General features: G+C 69.1%; 7 protein-coding genes and 1 pseudogene. 2 read left to right on the top strand and 6 right to left on the bottom strand.

Annotation, left to right across the window (positions count from 1 at the left end; translation table 11 throughout):
* Nucleotides 1-3: 3 nt before the first annotated feature.
* A complete protein-coding gene (locus tag QIT00_RS19010; protein WP_282536492.1) occupies nt 4-5,682 on the bottom strand; it encodes an AAA domain-containing protein in 5,679 nt (1,892 codons plus the stop codon).
* 247 nt (nt 5,683-5,929) lie between these two features.
* Between QIT00_RS19010 and QIT00_RS19005 the strand changes: the two are divergent.
* Nucleotides 5,930-8,481 (top strand): annotated as a pseudogene (locus QIT00_RS19005) (GmrSD restriction endonuclease domain-containing protein).
* A 673-nt stretch (nt 8,482-9,154) separates the two neighbouring features.
* Here the strand turns inward: QIT00_RS19005 and QIT00_RS19000 are convergent.
* From QIT00_RS19000 to QIT00_RS18990, 3 genes are all read right to left on the bottom strand, one after another.
* On the bottom strand, nt 9,155-9,445 hold the full coding sequence (locus QIT00_RS19000; protein ID WP_282536491.1) for a hypothetical protein: 291 nt from the start codon (nt 9,443-9,445) through the stop codon (nt 9,155-9,157).
* Nucleotides 9,446-9,660: 215 nt separating this feature from the next.
* Nucleotides 9,661-10,914: a serine/threonine-protein kinase gene (locus QIT00_RS18995; protein WP_282536490.1), complete on the bottom strand. Its 1,254-nt coding sequence runs from the start codon at nt 10,912-10,914 to the stop codon at nt 9,661-9,663.
* Nucleotides 10,915-11,007: 93 nt separating this feature from the next.
* Entirely contained in the window at nt 11,008-11,949 is a 942-nt protein-coding gene (locus QIT00_RS18990; protein ID WP_282536489.1) for a serine/threonine-protein kinase, read from the bottom strand.
* A 178-nt stretch (nt 11,950-12,127) separates the two neighbouring features.
* Between QIT00_RS18990 and QIT00_RS18985 the strand changes: the two genes are divergently transcribed.
* Nucleotides 12,128-14,161, top strand: coding sequence for an N-6 DNA methylase (locus QIT00_RS18985; protein WP_282536602.1), 2,034 nt, complete (start codon nt 12,128-12,130; stop codon nt 14,159-14,161).
* A 69-nt stretch (nt 14,162-14,230) separates the two neighbouring features.
* Here the strand turns inward: QIT00_RS18985 and QIT00_RS18980 are convergent, their stop codons facing one another.
* Both QIT00_RS18980 and QIT00_RS18975 read right to left on the bottom strand, forming a co-directional pair.
* Entirely contained in the window at nt 14,231-17,302 is a 3,072-nt protein-coding gene (locus QIT00_RS18980) for a pPIWI_RE module domain-containing protein (RefSeq protein ID WP_282536488.1), read from the bottom strand.
* 11 nt (nt 17,303-17,313) lie between these two features.
* The gene (locus QIT00_RS18975; RefSeq protein ID WP_282536487.1) at nt 17,314-21,120 is read right to left on the bottom strand and encodes a pPIWI_RE_Z domain-containing protein; all 3,807 of its coding nucleotides are present in this window, start codon (nt 21,118-21,120) and stop codon (nt 17,314-17,316) included.

Raw genomic sequence — 21,120 nt, 5'->3', positions numbered from 1 at the left:
CCGTCAGAACCGGATCTCTCGCACCACGACCGTACGCGCCGCTCCCTGGGACGTCTCGTACGGGACCTCTCGTCCTGTGGGCTGCCACAGCAATGCCCGGCCCAGCGGCGACGAAGGCGAGACCATCTCCGCCTCGTCACTTGGGAGTTCGGCGATGGTGCAGAGCGTGCCGGACCCCTGTCGGCCGTCGAATTCGAGGGTGAACAGCGCTCCCGGGATCACCACGTTCGCCTCTGGTGCCACGCCGGTGTCGACCCTGACGGCGTCCAGGAACGACCGCAGGAAGCCGAGGCGCTGGGTGCGCCGGTCCCGTTGGTCCGCCTGTGACCGGCGCCAGAAGACCAGGTTGGCCGCGTCCACATCGGAGGGTGTCCCGACCGGCGCGTCGAGCGCTGCCTGCAAGGCCTGCATCTCACCGACCAGTCGCTGGAAGGCGGCCGGCGGAATCGCCTGGACAGGAAGCGATCGCCGCTCACCTCGTTGCGGGACGCCTGCGGCAGTCCTCTGCTCGGCTTCCGGTTCGGGGGTCGCCGCCGGTGCGGCTTCCTCGACTGCCGAGGCGCCACCCACCTGGGACACAGCTTCCTGAGCAGCAGGTTCCCGGCCTGCCGGGTCAGCAGCGGGCATGGGCTCCGCTGCCCCCTCGTCCGGCGTTCGGACCGCTGCCGACACGTGAACCGGCTCGATACCGAGCCGCTCCAGCTCCGCCCAGAGTGGGGCGAGGGCCTGCTCACGGTCCAGGTGGAACCGGCTTCCCCGGATGCGCACGAACGTCCAGTCGACGCGTTCCAGATCGCGCTGCCGGGCTGCAGCCCGCGCGGCGTCGTCGCCCTCTGCGAACACGTCACCGTCGCACGCCACGGCCAGCCGCCGGGTCCCGCCTTCGACGACAAGATCGATCGCGTGCCGCCCGACCCGGTAGCCGGGCCGCACCCGGTAATCGCGCGCGATCAGTTCCAGGTAGACCTGCTGCTGGAACAGACTGTCGAACGCCTCGTGCCGCACGTCCGGGAGCACCTCGCCCACGACCGCGACGGTGTCCTCCTCCGCGGGCCGAGTGAGGTGGTCGAGCCAGTCCCTGCGCAGATCGTTCTCGTGGAACTGTTCGGTGGGCGCGCTGTGGAACACCCACACCTGGTCCTGGGCACGCGAGGCAGCGACGTTGAGTCGCTGTTCGTACATCTTGCCGTTGAACCCTCCGGGCACGGTGCCTGCGGCCGTCGTGGCCGAGTTGATGCAGGAGATGAACATGACGTGCCGCTCGTCGCCCTGGAAGTCCTCGGCGTCGCCCACACGGATACGACGCGCCTCGCGCTGCTCGTAGTCGAGGCGTTCGGCGAGCAGGTTCTCCAGGTGTGCCACATGCCCCTTGCTGGACCGGAGGCTGATGATGCCCATGGTCTTCTTCTCGTACGCGGGGTCGGCGCAGGAGCGCACGACGGCGTCGACGAGAGCCTCGGCCTCGGCGGCATTGACCAGGCGAGCGGCCGATCCCACCGCCGTGCCGTTCTCGACATGCACCGTGCGAACCGGCGGCAGCCGGTCGGAGCCGTACTGGCGCAACGGCTGCAAGCGGCCGCCATAGCACAGCTCGTTGGAGAAGGAAATGATCTCCGGCATGCACCGGAAGTGCTCCTTCAGCATGAGCGTGCCGCGGCCCGAGGACAGCGCCTCGGTCAGATCGAAGAAGCTCGACTCGGGGCCGAACAGGCTGCGTACGTCCGGTTCGAGGGCGGTCAGGAGCCGGTCCCTGAGGTGGAAGTACTCGTCCTGTTTGAGTCCCACGTTGGAGGGGCTGACCTGCTTGCTGTCGCCGACGACGACCATGCGGTCGGCCAGCCAGCTCAGCAGCATGGCCTCCAGGCCAGACTGGCTCGCCTCGTCGACGATGACGACGTCGAACATGCCGGGCCGGTCCATGGGCACGGTCTCTGCGACCTGGTGCAGCGGCATGATCCAGGCGGGCACGGCGGTCTGTGCCTTGCTCAGGGCGGCCTGCGCGTCACGCCGGTAGCGGTGCTGGTACTTGCCCTTGATGCGGCGCGAGGCCTGCTGGTAGGCGCTCAGTGCGCGGGACTGATCCCCCGTGAGGAGTCCCAGGCAGCGGTGCCAGGCGCGCGCGGCGGCGAGCCGTGACAGCAGGATGCGCGCCTCGTCGTCCGCCTCGGTCAGCTGTCGGCGCAGCGCACGCTCCGCATCCGGGTCGGTGAGCCGTTCCATGCGGTCCCGCCAGGCGGCCCAGGCCCAAGCCTCGGTCAGCTGCGGCAGTCGGGTGTCCCAGCGCTGGTCCTCGGGGTGCGCGGTGATCGGCTCGGCCAGTGCGGGGAACGCTTCCCTGACGCGCCGGTGCGCCGCGTCCTGTTCTGCGCGCAGCCGGGCAGCCTCGCGCACTTCCGCGATCTCCTGCGTGAATTCGCGGTAGCCCTCGCAGTCCTGCGTACGCACGCTGTCGAGGGCGCGGGCCACGGCGGGTGAGACATCGGGGCGCTCGCTCCAGGCTCGCAGCAGCTCTTCCGTTTCCCCGAGCATGCGGCGTGATCGCTCGGCGGCCCGCAGCGTGGTCGCCGCGCGCAGCAGCGCCCGGACGGCTTGCTCGACGGGAGCGTCGTGCCAGACGGCGTTCGTCAGCTCCGGCACAGTGGCCGCGGCGGTGACCACATCGGTACGTGCGGCAACCACGGCGAGCAGGGTATGGAGTGTTTCGATGTCCTGGCGCAGCCGGGCCAGGCGCGGGCCATGGCCCTGCCAGGCGCCCGCGGCGGTGCCCCACTCGGTCTCGACCTGGGCCAGTCTCAGTTCAAGCTGGACGCGGGCGAGGACGATGGCCGCGGTGGCTGCGTCCTCGGGTGCGCGTCCGTCGACGCGTACCGCCTCGGCGAACTCTCCTACTGCTTTGGCCAGTTTGGAACGCAGGCCGAGTGGCCCCTTCAGCTTCTGGCCCTGGGCGAGTCCGTCGTGCAGGGTCGTCGCCTGGGCCAACGCGGTGTCGGGGGCGAATTGGTCGAGGCCGCTGACCATGGCGGTGCCGAGGGTGTTCAGGCACACCTCTGCGGAGGTGAGTGCCTCGGTGACGGCGGTGTGGCGGCTGCGTGCCTGCCAGTCGTGCCCCGCGGCCACCTCGCTGAGCAGAGCTTCGGCCCATGGCCCGGTCGCCGCGGCGAGTTGGGTGGCCCTTGCCCGTGCAGCCGCGAAGGTGTCGAGGCGGGCGGCGAGGGTCTGCTGCTGCGACTCGTCGAGGGAGCGGACAGCGGCGTCGTACCGGGCGCTGAGCGGGTCCTGCCGTACGTCCGCATGGGCCTGCTCGGCGGCCTGGACCACGGCGACAGCCTCGTCGACGTCCCCGGGTGCCGGCAGCTCCGCAGGGCCCGGGACGTCCGCGGCGAGCGCCTGGTGGTGGGAGGTGTAGCAGCGGGTGGTGTGCAGGAGGGCCAGCGCGTCCTCGGCGGTCAGCGCGGGCTGTTCCTGCGGCACAGGCCCGATCCATCGGTACGAGTCCGCTTCCCGGGTGAGTCGCCCGGCGATCTCCTGGAGACTGCCGCTGTAGTCACCGATCTCGGCTTCGAAGCGTACGGTCTCCTGTTCACGCAGCACGGCGAGGTCACGGAGCATGGCCTGCTGAGCGGCGCGAGCGGTGGCGAGCCGTGTCTGCAGCGAACGAATATCGCGCCGTGCCGCCTTGGGATCGTAGCCCGCGTATTCGCTGAGGATCCGCTGGACCGAGGCCTCCAGCTCACGCCGTGCGGCCGCACCGTCCTCGGTCCGGCTGACGCACAAGTCCCGGATGGAATCCGGGAGTTTGTCCCGAAGCACGCGCAGGGCGCGCGGGGTGTGGCTCGTAATGAGTACGCGTTTGCCCTGGGCCAGCAGGTCGGTGACGAGGTTGGCGATCGTGTGCGTCTTCCCGGTGCCGGGTGGACCTTGCACCACGACGAGGCGGTTGGACCGAAGCCGTTCCGCGATGGTCCGCTGTTCCTCGTTGGCGGGGAGCGCGAAGTACGTCTCGCGTTCTTGTGTCCCCTCGCCGTCCTCGTCTGCCGCCAGGTCGGCCGCCGTCAGAGCGCCGTCCCGGCCTGCCACGTAGCTGAGCAGCTCGGTGGGCGGCGTTCCGTTGTCGATCTGGCGGGCGATCGCCTTGAGCGCGTCCGTCGTGGACCGCCGGCCGCGTTCCCGCAGCACGAGGGCGGGGGTGAAGCCCACCTGCGGCACATCGAGCGTGCGGGGCCGGGAGCGCTCCACCGTCGGCAGATAAGCACCCGCACTGTGTGCCGCGTTGACCCAGCTGCGCAGGGCGGTGTGCAGGGCGTCGAGGTGGTCGGGATCGGTGGCGTCCACCGCGCCCTCGAGCTCCTCGACGATGTGCTCCCGCACCGGGCCGGGGACATGCTGGGCACCTTCGAGCATGCCCTCTTCGAGTTCGAGTCCGACACCGGTCGGGTCGGGTGCCACAGTCAGCGTCCCGGTGGCCGCGTCCAGCTGGATGGTGGCCCGGTGCGTCACGAGATGACGCTCCACGCGCTGCCCGGACGGTGTCTCCCATGTGAGCCGCCCGAATCCGAGCACCAGCTCGTAGGCCTCGCCGAGGTTCGCGGCGTCCTCGTGCATCTTGTGCAGCCGGTCGTACAGCTTGACGAGCGGTTCCACGGCGCGGCGCCGCTCGGCCCAGGAGAGCCAGTCCTGCTCCCAGGCCGCGTACAGCTTCTCGATCTTCTCGCGCTTCGGGTGCTCGTCGAGCTCGTGGTACGTCTTGTCCAGCGGGATCCCCTCGCTCCAGTCGGGGAACTGGGGCTCGATCCGGCGGCGCAGGTGCGGTGCTCGCGTCTGTTTGAAGTCCCGGATGCGCGCGGCGTCGATCCAGGGGGCCAGCAGGTCGGCCGGGTGCGGGACGTCGGGCCGGTCGGGGCGGGCCACCGTGAACCAGGCCGGTTCGTCGCTGCCCAGCCGTCCGTCCAGCATCACGTCGACGCCGGGCCCGTCGGGGAGTTCGTCGAACCAGACGACGCCGGCCGCGTTGTCGAGCGTGCGCACGGGCCGCGCCTTCGACTCCTCGGCCTCGGCGAGGAACCGGAAGATCTGCCGTACGCGTGCCGCATCAAGGTCGCGGGAGAGTACGGAAACGGGTGCGGCGGGCGCCGGGTCCTCGTCACCGGCGAACAACGACGCCTGCTGGTCGCCGAACAGGGCTTCCTGGTCGGGCAGTTGATCGGCCGCGGGTGAGCGCGGTACCGGCGCCGCGGCAGGCAGTCCCGCCGTCGTGAAAGTGACGCTCTCACGCTCGTCCTGGTACCGGAAGGTGACTTCGAGGTCCAACTCGCCGGCCGAACCCGCAGGGATGCTGTACCCCCAAGTCACGGCGACACGACGGCCGGGGCGCAGCAGCCCTTCGAGGTGTTCGTCGAGCGGGCTGCCGGCGCTGTCCTCGATCTGCCGCGCCGTCTTCCCGTACGGCCCTCCCCGCACCAGGAGTTCGATCCCGTCGAGGTCAAGGGCCGTGTCGGTGCCGTTGTCCAGGTACAGCGTGCACCGGATGAGGTCGTCGCCTTTACGCGCGAATTCGACGCTCCCGGGGTCGGCGGGTTCGTACGGGAGGACCTCCCCCACGCGGACAGCCAGACCGTCCTCGTACACGAAATCGGAGTCGACCGGCTGCACTCCGCTGTCCGTGCCGTTCCCCACTCGCCCCATACGCGCCACCCCACCGATACCTGAAGGCCACTGGGTGGCCACAAACGAAGTGTGTGAACTGAGCACACAAGCCGAGCGTAGCAGCAGGCGGAGGCTACGCATCACGCAGGCAGGAATTCCGGCCAGCCGACGATCGCGGCAGCATGTTGACCTAGTTCACGCTACGGTGGAGCGAATGTAGCCGCTCACATCAAGGCGCGTCGGACCGGCCGGCCGACCGGTGTGACCGGTGGGGGAGGAAACGCGCATGCGCGCTCAGGAGATCAGCTTCCTCAAGCTCGTCCAAGGCGACAAGCAGTTCCAAGTGCCGCTCTACCAGCGGACGTACAGCTGGGGACGCGAGCAGCTGGAGCGATTGTGGGAGGACGTGCTCGAACTCGTCGAGCAGCAGGCATCCGGGAACAGCTCGGCGCCGCATTTCCTCGGCTCCGTCGTGCTGGCCCCGGGGCAGATCCAGGCCGGCGGCGTACAGCGCTGGCTCGTGGTGGACGGGCAGCAGCGCCTGACCACACTGATGCTGGCTTTCACCGCCCTCAGCCACCACCTCAAAGAGGCCGGTGACCTGCGGGGTGCCGACCGGATCCACCGCCAGATCCTGGTGAACGAGTTCCATGAGGGTCTCGACCACTACCGTCTGCTGCCGACTCAGGCCGACCGCACCGCCTACACGGCCTGCGTGCAGTACCGCGCCGAAGCCGGCGGCGGCGACAATATCGGTACGGCGTATCGATATTTCCGCGGAGTTCTGGCAGAGGGCGCAGAAGCGGTCGGCGATGGGTGGACGGCAACCGTCGAGACGGTACTAAAGGATCTGCTGTCGATCGTCGAGATCACCGCCGAGTCCGGCGACAACGTGTACCGGATCTTCGAGTCGATCAACAACACGGGCGTCGGCCTGAGTCAGAGTGACCTGCTGCGCAACTACGTGTTCATGCTGCTGCCCCAGCGCGGCGAGCGGGTGTACCGGGAGTTGTGGCTTCCGATGCAGCAGAGCCTCGGCCCGAAGCGCCTCGAGCTCCTGGTCTGGCTCGACCTCATCCTCCGCGGCCACCACAAGACGAAGCAGAGCGAGATCTATCGGGAGCAGCAGAAGCGGCTCCAGCCCCTGGCGGGCGACGAGAACGCCCTGCAGCAGGAGGTGGCTCAACTCGCCGAGCGGGGACGGCGGTTGATGCACATCGTGGAGCCCGACCGCGTCTCGTCCGCTCCCTGCGGGAAGTCCTCGAGCGTCTGTCGGCCTGGGGCGGACAGACCCACTACCCACTGGCGCTTCACCTCCTCGACCAGGTCGAGGCCGGCCGGACGAGCCCGGAGGAGGCGGCACAGGCACTGGCTTACGTCGAGTCGTATCTCGTACGTCGCCTGATCTGCCAGGCGCCGACGAACGGCCTGAACCGGATCTTCATGGACGCCCCCAAGGACCTGGAGCCCGACCGGCCGGCACCGGAGGCGGTACGTCGATTCCTGTCGTCGCCTCGGCGCAGGTGGCCCAGCGACGACGAGCTGAGAGAGGCGATCCGGACCAAGCGCTTCTACTGGAGCGGCCGTCCGCTCCAGCGCAGTTTCATCCTGCGTCGCCTCGAGGAGAGTTATGGCTCCAGCGAGCCCGTCGACTTCGACAAGGCGGCGCTGAGCGTGGAGCACGTCCTGCCGCAACGTCCTCCGCGCGCCTGGCTCGATCTGCTCGCCGAGGAAACCGAGGAGGAGCAGTCCTCACAGGAGCTGCACGAACTGCTCGTCCACACCCTGGGCAACCTGACGCTCACCGGCGAGAACGCCAAGCTGTCGAACCACCCGTTCGAACGCAAGCAGCAGATCCTGGACGCCAGCGCACTCCGCATGAACACGGAGATCGCTGCCTGCGAGCGCTGGGGCAGACGCGAAATCCTGGCCCGCGCCGAGCGGCTCGCCGACCGTGCGACGAAGCTCTGGCCAGGACCGCTCGGTGCGCCCACCGCCGCCACGGACGAGTGGTCCGGCTGGACGGACCTGAGAGCCGCCCTCGTCGCGATGCCCGCCGGGACCTGGACGACGTACGGCGACGTCGCCGCGCTCATCGGCAGCCATCCCGTGCCGGTGGGCCGGTATCTGGGCGGCGCCCGGTCGACGATCGGCGCGCACCGGGTCCTGATGGCGGACGGCAAGGTGTCCCCCGACTTCCGCTGGCCGGAGGAGGACGGCAGGCCCACGCCCCACGAACTCCTCAAGAGCGAGGGGGTGGTCTTCGACCCGTACGACCGCGCACACGAGTCACATCGGCTGACGACCGTCGACCTGGCGCGGCTGCTCGGGCGGGACGTACCCGACGCCGATGCCGCCTTCGACCCGCTGCCCGACGACGGGGACACGGGAGCCGCAGAGCGATTCCGCGAACTGCTGCGACAGCACCAGCAGCCGAGCACCGTAACCGGCGTCGAGGAAGCGCTCACCTTCTGGAGGGCGCAGGGTGGGCACCTCGAGCACGGCAGGCACGAGGAGACCAGCTGCTTTCCCACCCTCGAAGCGGGAACGAGCAGCAAGCCGAACCCGATCTGGCCGATGGCCCTCTACCCGGTCCTCGGCACGGTCGAGGTCGTCTTCCAGTACCTCAAGGACCGAAGCCCCTTCGACGACGTCGAGCAGCGCCGCGAACTCCTGCACCGCCTCAACAAGATCGACGGCATCAATCTGCCCGAGGCGAAGCTGGGGCTGCGCCCGTCCTTCCCGCTCGAGGTCTTCGCGGAGCACAGCGAGGAGATCTGCAAAGTTCTGGACTGGTTCGTGATGACGGTGGCGCTGAACGTCGTGCGCGGCGACTGATGCCGGGGTGCGGCGTTCCGCCCGACGTGGAACGCCGCACCCGTCAGCGTCAGTTCACGCCGCCTCGGCAGGCGGCCTGCGCAGATGGCACGGGTCGCACGGGCTGGGCGCCGGCGCGTAGCCGCGTAAGCCCGTTCTCGCTCCCATTCGCAGACCATGAGCAGCGCCTGTTCTCTCATCGGGACGGCGAGGGCCGACAGCCCGGCGCACATCACGGAAGAATGGTGCCGGACCGCCGTCCTCCGCCGCGACGAGCGAAGTCAGCAGCGGCACATCGGAGTTGCCGGTCCGGTCGACCAGGCACAGCCATGCGAGGTGGTCGGCACCGGACTCGCCGTTGACGGTGCGATGGCAGATCGGCGCTGAAGGATGGTGCGCGAAGTGGCAGACCTTCGTCGTGCATCGAGGGGCCGACAACTCGCCTCCGCAGCCGCCCAGCTCCTCCCTCGGAACCCTTGCCGCCGATGACACCGGTCTGCACGAGCCGGTGGTCGGGCATGGCGTCTCTCAGCCGATGTCACGGATGAAGAGGAGTGCGCAGGCCAAGGGCTCCACAAGGAGGTCGGCGGGCGGCACCCAGGCCATGCCCTGTATGCCCTGTATGCCCTGTACCAGGTGCAACTACGGGCTCGTCCGGCTCACTTGACGTGATCCGGACGAGCCCGTTGCACAGTCAGGCTGCTTGCCTTGCTAGCCCTGCGTGCTCTGCTTGCTCAGAAGAGACCGCCTCGACGGCCTCACCGAAGTCCCCACCACCGCGCGAGGCCAGCTGCTCGGAGCCTGCGGGCAGCACGCGGCGGCCGGGCTCGACCTCCCAGATGACGGAGAGCGTGTCACCGAAGCGGCCGTCGGCCACGGACTGGAGATGGACGAGCGTCACACCCGCGCACTCCTGGTCCGCCTCGGCCGAGCCCGGCGCGGACGCCGGCTCGACCCGTGCAACAACCCAGGACTGACCACGCACCTCGACGAGGGCCCCTCCTCGGGCAGCGGCACCGCCGCCCCCTGCCCTTCGGCGGTTCGGACCGCTGAGGTCGTCATCCTGCTTCCCCTCACTATCTGCTGCTGTGTACCACCCGCGGCAAGTGTCCTGCTTCCTCACCAAAGGACCCCGGCGTCACGCCAACACGGAGCCAGGGGCGTGAACATAGATTTCAAAATGCCAGTGATGAGCAGCACTCACGTCATCCGTTCCAGCCGAGTCAACAGCGCGCGGGATCGTCCACGACGCGGATCACCGGCCGGGAGACGCCGCCCCTCGTCCTCGACGAGGCGGCGCAGCGCCTCGGCGGCCGCGCGCCGCTCACCGGTACGCGCGAGCAGGACCGCGATCTCGTAGCGCGTGTCCAACACGACGGGATCCCCGGGGCTGTGCACACTGCGCTGCGCAGCGAGAACAGATCTCAGCCCGTCCAGGGCCTCACGCGTACGACCCAGCGCACCCCGGCACAATGCCGCGCCCGCACGGGCGGCCAACAGATCGGCCCGCCCGGTTCCGGCCTCGGCCGAGAGCGCCTCGTATTCCGCCAGGGCTTGAGCAGGGCGCCCCGCGCGGCGCAGGACATCGATCTCGGCAAGGCGCGGATCCGGCGGCAGATCCGCACTCGGCGTCGGCGCCCACTCCGCGAGCCGCGCCGCAACCTCCGCGGCCGAGGCGGGCCGATCCTCGGGCCGCTTCTCCAACAAGCTCTCCACCAGCGCCTGCAAGCCGGACGGGACCCCTTCGCGGGTGTCCCCGATGGGAGGCGCCGGAACGTTCGCATGCTGGTGGTACAGGTAGAAGACGCTGCCGTCGGTGAAGGGCGGGGCGCCGGTGAGCAGCTCGTAGAGAACACAGCCGAGCGAATAGAGATCGCTGGCGGGCACCGTCTCAGCCATGGCCTGCTCGGGTGCCATATAGATCACCGTGCCCGGAGTGGCGTTCGGTGAGGTGAATCGGGTCTCGCCGGGTTGCGGTTCCAGGGCCGCCGCGACACCGAAGTCGAGCACCTTGACCTGAGCGGTCGGGGTCAGCATGAGGTTGGAGGGCTTGAGGTCACGGTGCACCACCCCCTGTTCGTGCGCATAGGCCAGCACCTCGGCGACACCCCCGGCGACAGCCGCGGCACCCTCGACGGTCAGGCGGCCCTCGCGCTTCAGCACCGCGTCCAGGGAATCGCCGGCCACCAGATCCATGGCGAGGAACAGCTCCCCTTCATGAGCGCCGTGGTCGTGGACGGCCGGGATGCCCGGATGGGTGAGGCGCCCGGTGAGCCGCGCCTCGCGCAGGAACCGACGTTCCAGCGAGCTCAGTTCGGCGCCGCCGAGCCGTTGCGCCAGGAGCTTCAGGGCCAGACTCCGGTCGTCGGCACGGTCGTACGCCTCCCAGACAACGCCCATGCCCCCACGGCCCAGCTCGCGCACCAACTCGTACCGTCCGAAGCTCCGCCGCATCGCCTGCCCTCCCCCGGGCCCGACCCCTCAGCCTTGCCACACCTCGCGTCCGGTGCGGCACTTCGCACCCGATCAGCAGCATTGTCGCATCGCTCACAGGAGGCTCGGCCCCTGTGGCAGCAGGAACGGGCGGCGCGGATCTTCAGGGCGTGCGCCCGAAGTGGCCAGTGCGGGACAAGGGGCCGGCAGAAAAGGAGAAAGGGCCTCGTACACCTCGCCGGCGCAGGCCGGCCGGTCGTCGGGGCTCTTCTCAAGGAGCGCGAGCACCAGTTCTTCAAGCGCGGTTGGCACGTCGACGCCGGTGGCGCTGATGCGCGGAGCAGCGAATCCAAGGTGGCTGGAGGCGAGCTCGGCCGGCTTGGTGGAACGGAAGACGGGAGCGCCGGTGAGCATGTGGTGCAGGAGGCATCCGACTGCATAGAGGTCGCTCCGCCCATCCAATGGGCTGCGCCCCGAGAGCAGTTCGGGCGAAGCGCACAGGAGGTTCCCGACCCCTTCGCCTGTCATGGTCAGTCGCGGATCGGCGTCGGTGAGCAGCTTGACGAGGCCGAAGTCGAGGATCTTGACGACTCCGTCCCTGCGGACCATGACGTTCTGCGGCTTGAGATCACGGTGGACGAGGCCGGCGCCGTGCACTGCTGACAGCCCGGAGCACAGCTGTGCCGCGACCGAGACGGCCGACTCCACGTCGAATCGGTCCTCGGCCTGATAGTCGAAGAGGTACTCCAGCGTGGTGCCGGCGATCAGCTCCATGACCAGACAGCACATGTCACCAGTGACGGATGCGTCGAACACGGTGGCCACGTTGGAGTGGTCCAGGCACGCCGCGGCCCGCGCCTCCCGGCGGAACCGTGCAAGCGCCGCGTCACGATGCTCCGGCACGGCCAGCACCTCGGCCGCGATGGTCTTGACCGCCACCGGCCGGCCCAGATGAAGATCCCGCCCGGCCCAGACCCGTCCCATCGCACCTGTACCGAGGACGGCATCGAGCTGATATCGATCACGCAGCACATCACCCGGCACGAGCCCCTGCATAGTGTCCGTCCTTCCACATCCGTCGGCCCTCGGACCTGCCACACTCTTGGCCCACACAAGTACTGTGTGAACAGAGTCAATGAGCGTAGTACTGTTGCAGGCACCGCGGAGCCAGGTTGCCGGCCGACCCCGGCCCGCCCAGCACACCGGAGACGATTCGATGAGCTCGATGAAGTCCATGAGCCTGCCCGATGCCGTGCCCGTCAGCCTCGCCGAGATCTCGCGGATCGCAGGGGTGGGACGCGCCGCCGTCAGCAACTGGCGGCGAAGGCACGATTCGTTCCCCTCGCGTATCGGCGGCACGGACGTCAGTCCGCAGTTCTCCTTGGCACAGGTCGAGCAGTGGCTTCGCGAGAACGGAAAGCTCAAGGACGTCGCCGGCCGCGAGTTGCTGTGGCCACGCTTCGAAACCCTCGGCAGCCGGGACGAATCGGGCCTGACCATTGCCGAGGCAGCCCGGCGCATGCGCGATCCTCGCGCGCGGGGCGCGGCCACCGGCAGCGTCCTGTCTCCCGAAGCTCAGGCGCTGGCCAAGGATGCAGCGAAACTGGGTCGGACCGAAGGCTCCCAAGAATTCTTCGAATTCCTGCTCCAGCGGTGGCTGGAGACGCACGTGCGGCAGCTCAGCACCACACCACCACAGCTCGCCACCCTCATGGCCCGCGCCGCGCTCCTCGTCCGGCAAGGCCCGAGCAGCAGCCCGATGCGAGTTTTCGACCCCGCCTGCGGCACCGGACACCTGCCGGCAGCCGTCGCCGAAGCACTGGCGGGCAAGGGTTTGAACGTGCTTGCGTGCGAGCAGGATCCGGCCCTTGCCGCGCTCGCCCAGGCCAGGTTCGGCTTCCTGTCGGACGAGCACCATCTCCAGACGCAGATCGAGACCACCGACGCTCTGCGCGAGGACCCGTTCGCCGAGCAGACGGCCGACATTGCGCTGTGCAACCCGCCATTCAACGAACGGGACTGGGGATACGAGGAACTTGCGACCGACCAGCGTTGGGCCCACGGCCTGCCACCGCGGACAGAGCCGGAGCTGGCCTGGGTGCAGCATCTCCTGGCCCACCTCAAGCCCGGGGGCGCAGCGGTTGTGGTCCTTCCCCCCGCGGTCGCCTCGCGCAAGGCCGGACGGCGCATCCGCAGCTCTCTGTTGCGTACCGGAGCTCTGCGCGCCGTAGTCGCCTTGCCACCGGGCAGCGCCCAACCGCACAGCGTTTCCTTGCAGTTGTGGATCCTGCGGGCCGTCGGATCCGGAGCGGACGCGGCACCCGGCGGTCAGGACGCCCTCCTCATCGATGCAACGAGCTTCGCCAGACCAGGCACACGCGAGGCAGGTCCCGAGTGGAGTGCCCTCAGCTCCTTCGTGCTTACGGCCCTCGAGACGCTCGGCAAGCCGAACCGTACTCCGCCTGAAGGTGCTGCTCTCGTTCCTCTCCTCGACCTCCTGGACGACGAGGTGGATGTCACGCCTGGACGCCACATCACGTCCGGATCCGAGCCGTCCGGCAGTGAATTGAAGGCATCGTGGGCGGAGTTGCAGTCCTCGCTCACCGAACTCTCGGCTCAGACCGAGCACTTGGCCTCGCTCCGGTTCGCCACCGAGTCGGCACAGACCCAGACCACCGTGGCTGACCTGATCAAGGCCGGGGTGCTGACCCTGCGGACAGGAAAGCAACCACCGCAGGCCGGGCCGGCGACGCAGGACTCCGTACCGCTGCTCACCGTTCCCGACCTCTTGATGGACGGCATCCCCAGCACCCATCTCGCCGCCGATGAGGCGCGTGCGCATGCCTCAATCGCCGAGGAGGGCGATGTAGTCGTCGCCGGAGTGGTCCGTGCCTTCCGAGCCTGGGTGCACCAGGGGCCGCCGATCGCGCTCGGCCCTCAGCTGCACGCACTGCGCGTCGACCCCAAGCGGCTCGATGCACACTTCCTCGCCGGCTGCCTGCGTGCTCCGGCCAACGGCCGTCAGGCAGGCACCCACACCTCCAGCTCTTCACGCGTGGACATCCGCAGGCTGCAGGTACTCCAACTACCGCTGGAGGAACAGGCGGTGTACGTCGATGCCTTCCGCCGCCTGGCCGCCTTCGAAGCGCTCCTGACCAAGGCCGGCTCACTGGGCCAGGAGCTGTCCGCAGGTGTGAGCGACAGGCTTTCGACGATCGGCCTTGACCCCGATACCACCGTGCGGGACCGGTCGCACCGGCCCGGCTGAGTGACGTCTCGGCATCGCTGACCAGGTCGCCTGCCGGGCCGGTGCGGGCACCGGACCGTCAGCCACAGGTCATTCGAGCTCCCCGAACAGGGTGAGCTGGGCAACCTCGTCGAGGGGCTCTTCAGTCCCCGCCTCCACAGTGCCTGCCAGGTCCGGATCCCTTTCGGACGCCCGCTGCTCGGGGGGCGCCTCCCCCTCCTCCGTGTTCTCGTCACCATCCGCGATCGTCGGCAGGACGTATTCCTGGGCTCGCCCCGCCAGGTGCAGCGGAAGGGGCAGCGAGAGGTCCGCGTTGTAGTCGGGGGCCTGACGCAACTGGTGCATGGCGAGGGCAAGCGCCTCGGCACTGTCGGGCCTGCCGGTCACGGAAACAGCAGGAGTGCCGTCACCGTCATGACACCCGAGGACGGCGATTTCAACGAGAGTGGGATTCCAGGCGCCCTTGCCGGACTGCGAGGTGAGGTTGCCCGCCGCGGTCACCCTGGTGGCCAGGCGGTCCAGTGAGGGCGAGACGGGAAAGCTCCCAGGGCGCTCCGTCGTGCTGTAGAAGACTCGCTCACGGTTCCGTGCCCCGTCCGGGCCCTGGGTCTGCTTCCAGAACCCGGCCGGCTGCCCGTGCGGCCTGCCCGGATCGGCCAGGCCCCACCACTGTGCACTTTCGCGTCCGCTGCCTCCACGTACGCGTACGAGCCGCAGCTCGTCGTCAAGCCTCCCGGGCGGGGCGTGTCCGATCCGGACCGCATCCGGTTCGATACGGCCGTCCTGCAGCCACGGCCAGTGCAGCCTGCTGTTCTGAGCGTGCGTGATCAACGCTGTCGGCCGACCGCGAAGAGAGTGCAGGACGCGCTGCAGGAAGGCTGCGGTCTCCCTGCGCTGCTGTGCGAGATCGGCACGGCGCTGCGCGGTGCCGATCGGTGGTGCGTCGGCCGGCAACGCCTGGGCGGAAAAGTCGAGTTCCGTGTACGACTCGGGGTCGATCTCCGCCTGCTTGACCAGGCCGAGGAGGAACTGCGCGTACGGCACCCACTCCCCCGCACTGTCGTCCCAGCCCCGCACCGCAGCGAGCCCGCGGCCGTCCGGCAGAGGGGTCACGAGAACGGCGACCGGAAGGTGCCGGGCGATCCGGGTCGGGCCGTCCTTGCGGCGTTTGACCATCCACACAGCCGCGTACTGGAGTTCCTCGGGGAGATCACCACCCAGGGTGTGCTCGGGCAGAACACGCACACCGAGCTGACGGAATCCGTCATGCCAGGCGCTCTCGGCACGGTGGGCGAGGCTGGCGACGTTGTCGATCTGCCGGTCGGCGGACGGAGTGACGACGAACTGGGTCAGCAGTCCAGCGTCGGCACACCCGAGACGCACAGCGAACTTGGGGTCCGTGGCCGACGGGCGGAACGTGCTGCGGTGGGCGATCTCGACGAGGGCGAGCCCTGGGTTCGCGGGGTCGGCCCCGTCCTGTCGAAGCCAGTCGTGCAACGCGCGCCTGCGACCGGTCACGGCCGCCGCAAGGGCTGCGCCTCGGCCCTTCACGGCGGAGTCCGGCGCGAGCCGGTCTCCCAGCCCTTCGGCCAGCGGCAGGACGCGCAGACGGAGGGTGATGTCGTCCGTACGCCATTCCAGGACGACGGGCTTCCCTGGCGCCGCCTGTTCGTAGTCGCGCTCAGTGAAGCGGTTCAGGGAGGTGCCGCCGTCTCCTTCGAGGCCCAGGGAGGTGGCGAATTGCGCCACCGCTGCCCTGCGCACTTCGGGGGACTGCCACAGCAGTCGCGCCTCGATGACCGACGCAGCTTCACCATCTGCCGAGAGTCCGGCGATCCCGCGCTGGGTGGCGAGAGCCACCCGTCGTGCCCGGCCCTCGGTGTGCTTGACGTCATCGGTGCGCTTCTTCGGCCGTCGGTTCTCCGGTGCGCCGATGCCCTTACCACGCCCGCGCACCAGATCGGGCACCCTGACCAGCTGTTCGGGAAGGGCCTGTTCGGCCCATTCCGTCAGCTGGGCACGTTGGTTGGGCATGAACCCGGAACCGATGCCGTGCTCACCCATGCGTGTGCTGTGCACAACGGCAGCACTCAGGCCGTGGCCGTTGTCGATCCACGGCTCCGGCTCGGTGAGCAGCTGTTCGGGGTCGGGGAACTCACCCGCGAGGCTGATCCCTCGCAGTATTCCGGCCGCATCGTTCTCCGCCCACACGAAAGCATCGGCCGCTCGGTCACGGCGCAGCCGGGCCAGTGCAAAGCGTTCGGTGGCCGGCGCTCCCGGCAGCCAAGGGATCGTCGGTCGCAGGTATACGGTCGTCGCCTCCCGATAGGGGAGGTCGAGGCGCTTGGCGGCGCCCTTGGGGTGGGTGGCCCAACGACGTACACCCCAATGCAGATGGAGACGCGCCCGATCGTCGAAGGGTGTGGTGTGCAGCGAGATGTTCAGAACCACCGAGAACCACCACTCTTTGCCCTTGGTGGTTCGGCACAGAGGCTGCGACATCAGCTCGGCTCCCTGGTCGCGCGGCCCTCGCGGCAGGGCACGAAATTGCAGGCTTCCGCCGTCGAACGTGTAGGGATCGAGGGCCAGAATGCGGCGGGCCAGGGCATCGGTGGCGAGCTGAAACTGGCGCGGATCGGGGGCTGCCGTGCCGCCCGGCGTCGGCTCGGCAGTGAGGAGTTCCACACCGTAGAGCGATTGCCACTTCGGCAGGTCTTGCTTCAGATCCGCGCTGGTGGCCAGGAGAAGCTCACGGAATCGAGGGTCCTGGGCCGCGCCCTTGGGCCCGAGAGTGCGCAGCCAGGCGTCGAACAGCTGCTGCATCGCGCGGCCGGGGAGCGGGTCGGGGGCGGCGGCGGGGACGTACATCCAGAAGTCTTCGGAAGGCTCCGCCCCTGGTTCTCGGCGGGGGCCAGGCACCAGTTCGACCGGCTGACGCGGGCGCGGGCGGACGATCACATCCGGGGCGAGGGTCTGCAGCACGGCGTCCAGTCGGCGCGTAGGCAGGCTCCGCTGCTGCTTGCCCTCGGGGCGCCCGTGGTTGTGCAGGTCGAGCAGTCCGGCGCGCCACTGTTCGGGAAATTCGAGCGCACGGTAGTTCTCGGTCCAGGGCGAGCGGTCGTCAGCCAGGTGGTACGCGGACCTGCGGACGTTCTGGTACATGTCGGTTGTCCTCACTGTGGCATGGGGAGTTGACGGGTCGTGACCGCCCGTCCGTCGTCGGTGTCCGTGTCGACGTGCTCCGCCCCGATCTCTCGGAGGGCCTCGAAAAGCGGGCGGTAGAGCAGCCTGACCAGTGGCGTGTCGGCGGGGTCGGGGCACGCGTCCATAGCGGTGGGATGGACGTCCGCGAAGTACGGGGACAACACGTCACGCAGACGCACAAGAAGCCCGGGGTCGTCGCCCCGTCGCGGACGCGACGCTCGGGCAGTGAACGGGGCGCCGGCGGCGGCGAGTCGGGGAGCGAACGCCGCATCGACGAAGACTACGCGCGCGGGTACACCTCCGCGGACCAGGCGGCCGATGACCTGCCAGATGGTGACGAGCTGGTCCCAGACGAAGGACTTCTTCTCGTCGTCGGAGAGAGACGAGTAGATGTAGGGCCGGGACAGCAGATGCCGCCAGACACCACGCGCCGACGTACGGAAAGCCCCACCGGCCGCGTGCAGGTCACCCGCCGCAGTCACGAGGTCGTCGAACGTGCCTTCTGGAAGCTGGAGTTGGCCTCGAACGAACCGGGTCGCCCAGTCGTTCACGGCGAACACGGAGAGCATGAGGTCGTCAGGCCGAGGGTGCGGCCGGACCAGGAAGAATACGGTTCCGAATGCCGCCACCCGCTCCTCTCCCGGGCGCTGGGGCACGGTGAGGATGTTGTGCCCGCGCTCGACGGCGAGCAGCGGGGCGACGAGAAGCTCGGCGTCCGGATCATCCGCGAAGGAGGCCAGGTCACCACGGCGCACCGCCTCCGCCCTTGTGGAGGTGACCGTCGTCCGTTGGCCGGGGGCTCGGTGCGCAGGGCCGTCGACGGCTGTCTCCAACTCGGCGTCGTCAGCTGCCAGGACACGCACGCGGCCGCGCCAGCGCGGGATCTCCTCCAGGGCAGCGGCTGCCGTCTGGGCCTCCTTGTAGCTGCCCACGAGGAGCAGCGCTCGCTTACGGCGCTGGTCACGGATCTGAGCCAGCTCACTCTGCAAGGGAGACGACTTGCCGTCGCCACGGGGTCGGGCCAGCCGATCGATCATCAGACGCAGCACATCAGCGCGCTGGTCCGGCTCCACTCCCGACAGCCGGATCGGGCCCCCTGAGGCGTCGTAGAGGAACCCGGTACGAAACTCCGTCCGGCGAATGGCGTCCAGCGCCTTCTTCTGCGGTTTGAGCACCGCCTGAACGGGAGCCAGGACGTGCGCGCGCGTGGAGGTCCCTGCCCAGCTGGTGCCCGACATGAGCAGGACGTGCGGCCCCTCCTGGGCTCTGCCGCTCCTGGAGCCCAACTGCGGCAGATTCAAGAGAAGTTCACGGCCGACGCCCGCACAGCGGAAGAAGCGCAGAGTGCCGGTCCTGTGCCCGTCCTTGCTGCGCGCAGCGGCGCGCTCGTCCACGAGGAACTGGAAGCCGAGCACGTTGCCCATCGGCGCCTCGGGCAGGAGTGGCGCGTAATCGAGAGGCGGCCTGCGCGTCAGTTCATGGCTCGCGGCGTCCAGTCGCAGCGCGGCCTCGACTTGGGGCCACAGGAAGGTGACGCGGTCCAGACGCTGGTGCAGTGCGGCCAGAACCAGGGTGAACTCCAGTCGGCGCGCGTTGAGTTCACGCCACTCCTCGGTGAGCGGCATGTGGTGCAGTGGGAGCCGTTCGCCCCGGCGGGAAGCCACTGCGGGGCGCGCCTCCGGGCCCGGCGCCTCGTCGAGGAACGTGTCGAGCAAAGCCCTGACGCGTCGCCGGGTCTGTTTCTCGTCGAGGGTGTGCAGAACATCGAGGGCCAGGCCTGTCAGGTCGTCGGTGGGTGTTCCGTGCGGGCCTCGTCCACCGAGCGGATCGTCACGGAAGGTGTCGAAGAATGCGGTGATCTCCCTACGACGTCGCATCCAAGGTGCTTCCGGGGAGCGAGCGTTGTCCTGCTCGGGGTCCTCCTCGTCCTCGTCCTCGTACAGTGCGTTCTCGTCCTCGAGATCCGCCTCGGGCGAGGGGCCGGTTCTCCCGAGCAGAGCGGGATACCAGGCGTGCAGCAGCTTCTCCTGGAGCGTCCACGGACTGAAGTAGTCGATCTGCACCCAGTCGCGCAGCTCCGCGTCGTCGATGAGCATGGCGTACAGCCGGTCCGCTGTGGACCCGACGACGTCGAGGGCGGCGGACCAGCGTTCGACGTCTCGGTCGGACAGCTGGACCCTTCCCTGCCGGGCCAGTTCGGCGATCTCATGGGTCTGCAGCTGGTCGAGCCAGGAGTCGGCGACCGACGTATTCGTGACGAGTGTGGCGGACGGCGCGAACATCTGGTCCCACTGCATCTGCACGCGATCCGCCTCGTCGACGATCAAGATGTCGCTGCGCAGGCAGGCCAGCTCGAGGTAGCGCAGACGCTCCTCATTGAGCTGCCGCGGAACGGTTGTCTGAACCAGGCTGGCGGGGTTGGCCACCCAGATCAGGGCATCCACCAAGTCACGCGAAGCAGAGTGGCGGGGACAGGCGCTCCACAGAGGGCACGCGTGGTCCGTCCCCGGGTCATCGTCCTCCTCAAGGTCGTCCGATGGGACCGAGCGCGGCTCGACTGCTCCCCTGGCCTGTTCGAGGGCACGCACGGCACTCTTCGTCGCAGGCTCCTGGACGCCTTCCCCCATTCGCGTCTGCTGCACCGGGTGAAGGGATCCGCACGGTGCATCCGCGTACCGCAACGGCTCGGACACCTCGAGAGCCCGCAGGGCGTCCAACGGGCAGGCCGTACTGAGGTGGGAGAACACGGCTCCGGTGTGGCCGAGCAAGGACTGTTCGCCTCGCGCGGCGTGCCGCCGATGCATGCGCTGAGCGTGCTGGAGTCGGGTGGTCCCGCCTTGAACCACGGCCGCCCGCAGGCCGAGGGAGCGGAACGTCTCGGTCAGCGTGAGCTGTTCGGCGGCATCCCCGACGACGAGGGTGATGCGCAGGCCCTTCTGGTGGGCCCAGACTGCGAGCAAGGACATCAGAGTCGACTTGCCGGCGCCGACCATGCCCACGAGATGGGTGAGCCGGTCGAGCCGTAGTTCCTGCGACTCCTCGAACGCTGCCCCGCCCGAGGTGCGCGTGTCGAGTTCCAGGTGACCGAGCCGTGTTTCCCAGTTCCCCGCCCGCAGGCCCCGCCGCTGTTCCTCGTTGTCGAGCCATCGCGCCACGTCGGCGAGTTCGCTCAGCGGCACTTTGACGGGGCCCTTCGTGGCAGGACGTTCTCCGGCCAACGGATGCCCGGCGAGCGACTCGAGGACAAGGTCGGCCGGGAGGGTGACCGAGGCTCGCCGATGACGCCGGTCCAGAAATCGGTGCTGGCCCGCCTCCGCCTGGGGCAGCGGCTTCGTGGCGAAATCAGGCAGCGCGGCGAGAGTCTCGTCATAGACCTCGAATCGGTCGGCCGCCACCAGGAGCGGGACTCGGTACGCGGGCTCCCCGGCCCCCGGCACGCGGTATGCGCGCAACCGCTCGGGCAACTCCAGGTAGGTGTCCAGGCTCTGTCGCCACAGCCGGCCGCGCCGCATCGGCCACAGCAGATGCCGAGCAGCGCTCAGAGCAGTCTCCTCGGCGGGTCCGATCGGGAGCTTCGCCGCCCTTGCGAACCGGACTCCGTAGCCGCCGAGCAGCGTCCACGCTCCCTCGGCAGCATGTCCCGGCGCCACTGTCTCGACGAGCCGCAGGGCGAGCTCGACTTGGCAGAACAGCGATGGGCGCGTTGCGGCATGCTCCTCGGGCCAAGGACCGAGCGCGGCCACGACCGGCCGGTACCAGCTACTTCGATCACGCAT

The organism is Streptomyces luteolus (assembly GCF_029968015.1).
Classification (GTDB): domain Bacteria; phylum Actinomycetota; class Actinomycetes; order Streptomycetales; family Streptomycetaceae; genus Streptomyces; species Streptomyces luteolus.
This window is presented reverse-complemented; position numbering and strand designations above follow the sequence as displayed.